This is a genomic window from Microcoleus sp. T2B6, from assembly GCF_036700475.1.
Classification (GTDB): domain Bacteria; phylum Cyanobacteriota; class Cyanobacteriia; order Cyanobacteriales; family Microcoleaceae; genus Microcoleus.
This window is the reverse complement of the sequence record NZ_JAUBOZ010000181.1, coordinates 1-7821: the sequence shown is the minus strand read 5'-3', so window position 1 is coordinate 7821 and position 7821 is coordinate 1. Positions and strand designations below refer to the sequence as shown.

8 protein-coding genes are annotated in these 7821 nt (G+C 47.7%); 6 read left to right on the top strand and 2 right to left on the bottom strand.

Going from position 1 to position 7821, the window contains the following annotated elements:
• Window positions 1–511: 511 nt before the first annotated feature.
• Window positions 512–937: a ferredoxin gene (locus tag QUA00_RS35545; protein ID WP_333068660.1), complete on the bottom strand. Its 426-nt coding sequence runs from the start codon at window positions 935–937 to the stop codon at window positions 512–514.
• Window positions 938–1361: 424 nt separating this feature from the next.
• Between QUA00_RS35545 and groES the strand changes: the two genes are divergently transcribed.
• The 6 genes from groES (at window position 1362) to QUA00_RS35515 (ending at window position 5803) form a co-directional block, all read left to right on the top strand.
• Window positions 1362–1673, top strand: a complete 312-nt coding sequence (gene groES / locus QUA00_RS35540; RefSeq protein WP_332945088.1) for a co-chaperone GroES — start codon at window positions 1362–1364, stop codon at window positions 1671–1673.
• A 138-nt stretch (window positions 1674–1811) separates the two neighbouring features.
• Window positions 1812–3452 (top strand): chaperonin GroEL, encoded by a 1641-nt coding sequence (gene groL, locus QUA00_RS35535; RefSeq protein WP_333046934.1) that lies wholly within the window; start codon window positions 1812–1814, stop codon window positions 3450–3452.
• 212 nt (window positions 3453–3664) lie between these two features.
• A complete protein-coding gene (locus tag QUA00_RS35530) occupies window positions 3665–4030 on the top strand; it encodes a Tse2 family ADP-ribosyltransferase toxin (RefSeq protein ID WP_333140390.1) in 366 nt (121 codons plus the stop codon).
• A 167-nt stretch (window positions 4031–4197) separates the two neighbouring features.
• A complete protein-coding gene (locus tag QUA00_RS35525; protein ID WP_333140392.1) occupies window positions 4198–4572 on the top strand; it encodes a hypothetical protein in 375 nt (124 codons plus the stop codon).
• 332 nt (window positions 4573–4904) lie between these two features.
• Window positions 4905–5564: a glutathione S-transferase family protein gene (locus QUA00_RS35520; protein WP_333413236.1), complete on the top strand. Its 660-nt coding sequence runs from the start codon at window positions 4905–4907 to the stop codon at window positions 5562–5564.
• A 74-nt stretch (window positions 5565–5638) separates the two neighbouring features.
• Window positions 5639–5803, top strand: coding sequence for a hypothetical protein (locus QUA00_RS35515; protein ID WP_333413234.1), 165 nt, complete (start codon window positions 5639–5641; stop codon window positions 5801–5803).
• Window positions 5804–6067: 264 nt separating this feature from the next.
• Here the strand turns inward: QUA00_RS35515 and QUA00_RS35510 are convergent, their stop codons facing one another.
• On the bottom strand, window positions 6068–7021 hold the full coding sequence (locus tag QUA00_RS35510) for an SH3 domain-containing protein (protein ID WP_333413232.1): 954 nt from the start codon (window positions 7019–7021) through the stop codon (window positions 6068–6070).
• Between the last annotated feature and the right edge of the window lie 800 nt (window positions 7022–7821).

Genomic DNA, 7821 nt, shown 5'->3' with positions numbered 1-7821 from the left:
TCTTGGTGGTACATATTTGGACATATCTGGGTTTGGTTAGGTGAATTATTCCCGTATACACCAATTGTCTAATTTATAAGGGAAATGTCTAAGAAAAGCCCGTCCTAGGGATTACTCTAACAGAGCGCAAGTTAAATATCTTTAATCTCGATCGGTTCAATTTCAGGTTAATGCCCCGGTTTTAAATGATACTTCTGATATAGAGAAATTTAAGCAGACTCCCTACTTACGTATTTAACTGTTTCTAGTGTAGTTTGGCAACCTGCTTAGTGTCGGCCACTGAGAAATTTTTGCACAAAATTTCACAGTTACTCCGATCGATTTTTTTTTACTGTACCTTTTGAGAAACACAAGGAACACGGGAAGGCGCACAAGGAAGACAAGAACCTAACTACAGTTTTATTGAGCTGTAGCAGGTGCGATCGCCCGGACGCCCAACCGTCTAAATTTCTCACCCTTAACCTTGAAACTTAACATTTAATTATAACCCTGTACTTTAACAGCGCTATAATTAAATGTTTGGCTGGGCCTCAGAAGGCACAGGCAAAGGATGAGTCAAGAAAGCGTATTCTTGAACGACCTTGGAGTTGAGGAGATGTTCCTGAATAATTCTCTCAATGACGGGGGGAGTAACGTCGCGATACCACACTCCGTCTGGATAGACTACCATAATCGGGCCAGACGCGCACACTCGCAGGCAATTGGCTTTCGTGCGAAAAACGCAGGTTGGTCGAGTGGCACTTGGCTTGTCGAGCCCCAATTCTTGCAAGCGTTTTTTTAAGTAATTCCACGCCTCCAGACTGGTTTGCCGATCGCAGCACTTGGGCACGGTTTGGTCGGCACAGATAAAAATATGCCGCTCGATTTGAGCGATTCCCAGGCTTTGGACGCAAGCGCTCAAGCCTTGGCTGCAAGATTCCTCGTTATTTTCTGTCATTGTCTTCATCAATCAAAAGTAATTGGTTAGCGATCGAAAGTCATCACCACAGCCCCCACTCCCTCCCGTCTCAAGGGTAGGTTTTTTACTATTCAGAAATTGAGGGCAAGCAAGAGGCAAGTTTTAAAGGCATAACCAGTCGAAATCCGGGCTTTTTCGCTTCTGGATCTCTCCCATCTCCCTCTCTCCCCCTCTCCCTCTCTCCCCCTCTCCCTCTCTCCCTCTCTCACCCTCTCCTTCCCTTCAAATCATTCTCGGTTCGGGAACCCGTACTGACAACTAAGTTGCGATCGCCCCTGACTAAAGCTAAATTAGCACTCAGGAGCCGAGAGTGCTAATATGTCAGTTGTAAGTAGTCCGCTGTTGCTTTCATCGTGACCCCTGACGACTGACTCACGACAATCTGTAATCTGGAGATTTATTTATGGCAGCAGTATCACTGAGTGTTTCTACCGTTAAACCGTTAGGCGAGCGCGTGTTCGTGAAAGTAAGCGCTAGCGAAGAAAAAACCGCCGGCGGCATCCTTCTGCCCGACACAGCTAAGGAAAAGCCCCAAGTAGGCGAAGTCGCGGCCGTGGGCCCCGGCAAGCGCAATGACGACGGCACCCGCATTGAAATGGAAGTCAAAGTCGGCGACAAAGTTCTCTACTCGAAGTACGCCGGCACCGACATCAAACTCGGCACAGACGAATACGTCTTGCTTGCAGAAAAAGACATTCTGGCGATCGTTAACTAATTAATCATTAGTCATCAGTCCTTAGTCATCAGTCATTAGTTTAAAGCGAACGCCGCCAAACAACTAATGACACGGGACAAATGACTAAAATCCATCATCCCCAATCCAAAATCTCAAACCCTCTCATCCCCAAAAACTATGGCTAAGCGTATCATCTACAACGAAAATGCACGTCGCGCCCTCGAACGCGGTATGGACATTTTGGCCGAAGCAGTGGCCGTAACCCTCGGCCCCAAAGGCCGTAACGTGGTTCTCGAAAAGAAATTCGGAGCTCCTCAGATCGTCAATGACGGTGTTACCATCGCCAAAGAAATCGAACTAGAAGACCACGTAGAAAATACAGGCGTTGCCCTGATCCGTCAAGCAGCTTCCAAAACCAACGACGCAGCAGGCGACGGTACAACAACTGCTACCGTTTTGGCTCACGCAATGGTCAAAGAAGGTCTGCGTAACGTAGCAGCCGGCGCAAATGCGATCGCCCTCAAGCGCGGTGTTGACAAAGCAACCACGTTTTTGGTAGAAAAAATTGCCGAACACGCCAAACAAGTAGAAGATTCCAAAGCCATCGCTCAAGTCGGCTCCATCTCTGCTGGTAACGACGATGAAGTCGGCCAAATGATTGCTAACGCAATGGACAAGGTGGGCAAGGAAGGCGTGATTTCCCTGGAAGAAGGGAAGTCTATGACCACCGAATTGGAAATCACCGAAGGGATGCGCTTCGACAAAGGCTACATCTCTCCCTACTTCGTCACCGACACTGAACGGATGGAAGCGATTCTCGAAGAACCCTTCATCTTGCTGACAGACAAGAAAATTGCTCTGGTACAAGATTTAGTACCCGTGCTCGAACAAGTAGCTCGTTCCGGCCGCCCGCTGTTGATCATTGCAGAAGACATTGAGAAAGAAGCTTTAGCTACCCTCGTTGTCAACAAACTGCGCGGTGTGTTGAACGTGACTGCTGTTAAAGCACCCGGTTTTGGCGATCGACGCAAAGCCATGTTAGAAGATATCGCCGTATTGACCGGCGGTCAACTAATCACCGAAGACGCCGGTTTGAAACTGGAAAATACCAAGCTCGACATGATCGGCAAAGCCCGCCGCATCACCATCACCAAAGACAGCACCACAATTGTTGCCGAAGGTAACGAAGCCGCCGTCAAGTCCCGCTGCGAACAAATTCGCCGTCAAATGGACGAAACCGAGTCTTCCTACGACAAAGAAAAGCTGCAAGAACGTTTGGCCAAATTGGCTGGCGGCGTCGCAGTCATCAAAGTCGGCGCGGCTACCGAAACAGAAATGAAGGATCGCAAACTGCGTTTGGAAGATGCAATCAACGCAACCAAAGCAGCAGTAGAAGAAGGAATTGTCCCCGGTGGCGGTACAACTTTGGCTCACCTAACTCCTCAATTGGAAGAGTGGGCTAACAGCAGCCTGAAGGGCGAAGAATTGACCGGTGCTTTGATTGTGGCACGGGCTCTGGCTGCTCCTCTGAAGCGGATTGCTGAAAACGCTGGTTTGAATGGCGCTGTGATTGCTGAGCGCGTCAAAGAAAAGCCGTTCAACGTTGGTTTCAACGCAGCGACAAATGAGTTTGTCGATATGTTTGAAGCTGGTATCGTTGACCCTGCGAAGGTGACTCGTTCTGCTCTGCAAAATGCCGCATCTATTGCTGGTATGGTGCTGACAACCGAGTGCATCGTCGTTGACAAGCCTGAACCGAAGGATGGCGCTGCAGCAGGCGCTGGCGGCGGCATGGGCGGCGGCGACTTCGATTACTAATCGATAGTCGATCGTTTGATGGGGCGGGCTTTAGGGCCTGCCCTGTTATTTTGGTAACGGTTTTTAGCATAGGCATAACTTTAACTCTGAAGCGAAATTAACTAAACGCTCAATCTATAAGGCCCCCGTGCCTCTGTACTCACATGCGAGGTTATACCCAAAAACCTAACCCTGCGTGACAGTTAATTTTTTACAATTTCAGGAGATTAAAGATGCCTAAAACACCCGTTGCGCTGTATCGACAGGGGAATGCTAGTTCACCTAGAATGGATAATGTCAGACCCAATAAAGATATTACCGTTTATGAACAGCAAGATGAATTATGGGTTATGCCTACTTTAGAAGAAGGAAGGTTGTCAGGAGGAATGTCTCGGTCAGAAGGAATATCAACCTTTGAGAGTCCAGGCTCAGGAAAAAATTGGTATAAATTAGACCTCGGCACTGACATTCCACCAGAACTGGAATTAGTGAATGACCGGGACGGTCATTGGTTATTCCAGCCCAGTAGACCGATGACTCTAGAAAAATACAAAGAGGCACTTCACCTCATAGGCACATTTTTCTGTAAAATAGAATAAGTTAAGAGGAGGTTGGGTGTAAGTAGATAAACCCAACATCCTAATATAATTAATAGTATATTTGATTAGTTTTTTATATCAAATTACCTGCATCGGAAAAAATAATCTTTTGGGTATTTTCAACTCAAGTCGGCCAATGAGTATTTATTCTTACCAAGGCAAGTATCATGAATTTATCATTTAAAGATTTAAGGTTTATTATAGAAGCCATTGAACATCAAATCAATGCCTATAAAGAACGTTTGCAAGTAATTGAAGATGTAGATGAGGATGAGGCTGCCGATCTAGGGAACGATATTAAATTTTTAGAGCTTCTCCACGCAGACATGACGACAACTTTAGCTCAGAATACTTCAGTCAAAACTTTAAGTTATGGTGAGGTTTCTTCGCCAGCTCAGAATGATAAATTTTCAGAAATATCCAAAAAAATATCGTTTCAAGAATTGGTAGAATTAACCAGGAATTTGTCACTTAGTGAGCGATTATTTCTAGTAGAGGCGATTACCTCGTCTGTGCGTCAGGAAGTCAATATGAGCCAATAATCCGCCAATAAAAGGAGCTTTAGAAGTTGGTGGGATGATATACTGATTAATCGTAAAGTGAGCAGAGATAAGGCAAATGTCAGCCACCATCACAATTAGCAGCAGCGAAATTCGGCAGATATTAAGGAATTAAGGGAATTTTAATTTAGTTTTTATACTCGTTACCAGGCTCTGCCTGGTAACGCATATCCGGAGGCTCTGCCTCCATAGTCTGGGCCGAGGCAGAGCCTCTGGACATCGGTTCCCAGGCTCTGCCTGGGAACCAGTTAACCAGTTATTGAAACTGATGCGAGGATTGCTATATTACCTTTCAATAATTACCCCCACCAGCTATGAAACTTTATCACACTCCCATTTCCACCAACTCCCGCCGCGTGTGGGTCGCCCTTTTAGAAAAAAACCTCGATTTTGAATTAATAGAAATCCACTTGGACGGCGATCACTTGCAGTCGGAATTTGTGGCAATCAATCCTTTTCACCGCATCCCTGTTTTGGTCGATGATGGCTTCACCGTCTTCGAGTCTCTGGCAATTCTTGACTATCTAGAAACGAAGTATCCCGAACCGGCAATGCTCCCGAAAGAACCCCAAGATTTGGCAGTTGTGAAAATGGTAGAATTGGTCACGATTAACGAACTTGGGCCGGCCCTTTCCCCCCTCATCAGCGAAAAAATGGGCTGGGGAAATCCTGAACCTCAAGCAATAGAAAAGGCGAAGGAAAAAGTCAATACTGTGCTGGCATTTTTTGAAGGTTTGTTGGACGATCGCCCTTTTTTCGCTAGCAACACTGTCACGTTTGCCGAGTGCGTTGCCGGCACCGTCGTGCCCTTGCTATCTTGGGTTGATGTGTCCCTAGACGGCTATCCAAAAATTCAAGCTTGGTGCGATCGACTGCTTGCCCGCCCCTCATGGCAGCAAACTCAATTCACCGAGGCAGATTTGGCGGCTTTCGCATCTCGAAGACAAAAGTTTCTGGCACAATCTGAAGCCTAATGAACTAATCAACTCTCAAGCGATCGCTCTTTTTCCCAGCTATTTTCGCCTGCACCCAAATTCCCATCGCAGCAATGGGGCAGCCCGCCGCCCGATCGAACTACGAAGCAATTAACGCTAAACACCGCATCGAACTCAGACTCAGGCAAAATAAGTGGGAAATTGTCTGGATTGGCAGACAATCGAAGTGTCAACCAAATCGCGGACACCAAAATTGGGCAAGCGGCCGCTGTCAGTAGAAAAGTCGATCGGCTTTTTGCTTAAATTTTTTCACCCCGGATGCGTTGCGAGGAATGAAGCTAGGACTTTACGCAACCGAGGATGAAAAACAGAGGCCAAGAAAGATTCGCTACCGCTGGCTGCCGACAGAAATAAGTTATTCCTGCGTAAGTCCACGAAGCAATCTGGGCTCGGCGTTGTTCCCCGGCTGCGCGACAATAACTTAAAACTATTTTCGGTGTCGATCGCTCTTTTAGTCAAAAAGAGCGATCAAACTCAGAAGTTTACTTGCACATGATCAAATTTCCAGCCGAGATGAATCCGGCCACAGGGGCTGAAATCTCAACCCAATTGCGGTTTTCTCCATTCTTATCTTTCACTAACTGGAAATTCGGTACAAGCGTTACTTGACCGTTAGCAGGTACACCGCCTTTAACCGCAGCAGTCCTTGAAGGCTCAGTGCGGATAGCTAGACCCCTCGGCGCTACGCGAGGTTCTACTTGCCGGCACAGACTTACGGGGCCTGTTGCAGGTGCTGGTGCTGGCGCCGGTGCTGGTGCTGGTGCTGGTGCTGGTGCTGGTGCTGGCGCTGGTGCTGGTGCTGGTGCTGGCGCTGGTGCTGGTGCTGGTGCCGGTGCCGGTGCGGGACTTGGACGGGGCGTCGGTGCGGGTGCTGGCGCTGGTGCTGGTGCCGGTGCCGGTGCGGGACTTGGACGGGGCGTCGGTGCGGGTGCTGGCGCTGGTGCTGGCGCTGGTGCTGGCGCTGGTGCTGGCGCTGGTGCGGGTGCCGGTGCGGGTGCGGGACTTGGGGAAGGAGTTTGACTAATGGTGCACGAACCTAAATTAGCCTCGTTGTTGGGATATCCGCTAGCCACATACCCTGTGACGGGAGCGGTAATTTGAATCCAGAGGCGACCGTCGGCGGCTTTAACAGAAGTAGCGCCTTGGGACAGCATTACCTGAGTATTAAGTGGTACCCCGCCAACTCTAGGGGATTTGGGGTCTGGGTTCTGGCGAACGGTCAAACCTTCTTTGGGGGTGACTTTGCGACAAAGGTTGCCAGCCTGGGCTATTTGAAAGGTGGCGCTATCTTCAAAGGAAATATTTTCCGCATCTTGACTGACAGTGGATGTTGATGGGGCGGCAACACCGATGGCATTGGCCTGCAAACTTCCGGCTACGATCGCGATCGCGCCCAGCAATGCAGCGGGCTTATTCCAGCAATTCAAGTTTTTCATCCGTTCAACTCCTCACTTAACCACAATCATTATCTTAATTGCAGGTCAATATAGCAAAAAAATCGATTTGTCTTCCACAAAAAAGCTTTATATAACTTTTTTATGACCGCAAGTCAAGTTTAATTTATATAATTTAATGTTTGGTGAGTTGAGCGAAGACACATAAAGCTGCTACGCCTATAAATGGCTCATTATGCCACAGTGGGGGAGGGAGAAGGCGAGAGTGTCCGAGTCGGGGAATGGTAGACGGGAAAAGTAAACAGTTAAGTGTTTAAATGCCGGACAGTTTACTAGGACTGCAAGTCATTTGTTGTGTTCGTTAAACCATTTAGCTGTCAGTTGTTGCAGTTGAGTAATATGGGGCTACATTTCATGTGAATTCTTGGCAGTTTCGAGAGCGAGATTGTGGTTGAGATGCTCCAATATTCAGATTGACAGGCGATGGGCGCGATCGACCCCATCGTCGTAGTGGGGCGTCACAAGCCGCATACAGTTCTTCGATCGCGCTCACATAACTCAACTGTCGATCGTACCTTACTTACACAGGACTTACGCACTCAAGGGCGTTAAATCAAGGGTTTGAGATTGCTTCACTACTTTATATTCGGAGATAAAATTGTAGTACGTGCGTCCACAACTATTATTAAAATTGTGGCAAACAGCGCAAATCGCTAGCATTGACGCGATGGCTAGCGTCAATTTGATAAAATCTTCCAAAACGGAACTTAGGATCGCGAATTAAATAACTTACAATTTTAATTGTTATTGTGGGATGGGCGTCCCGCCCGTCCAAAAAGGAC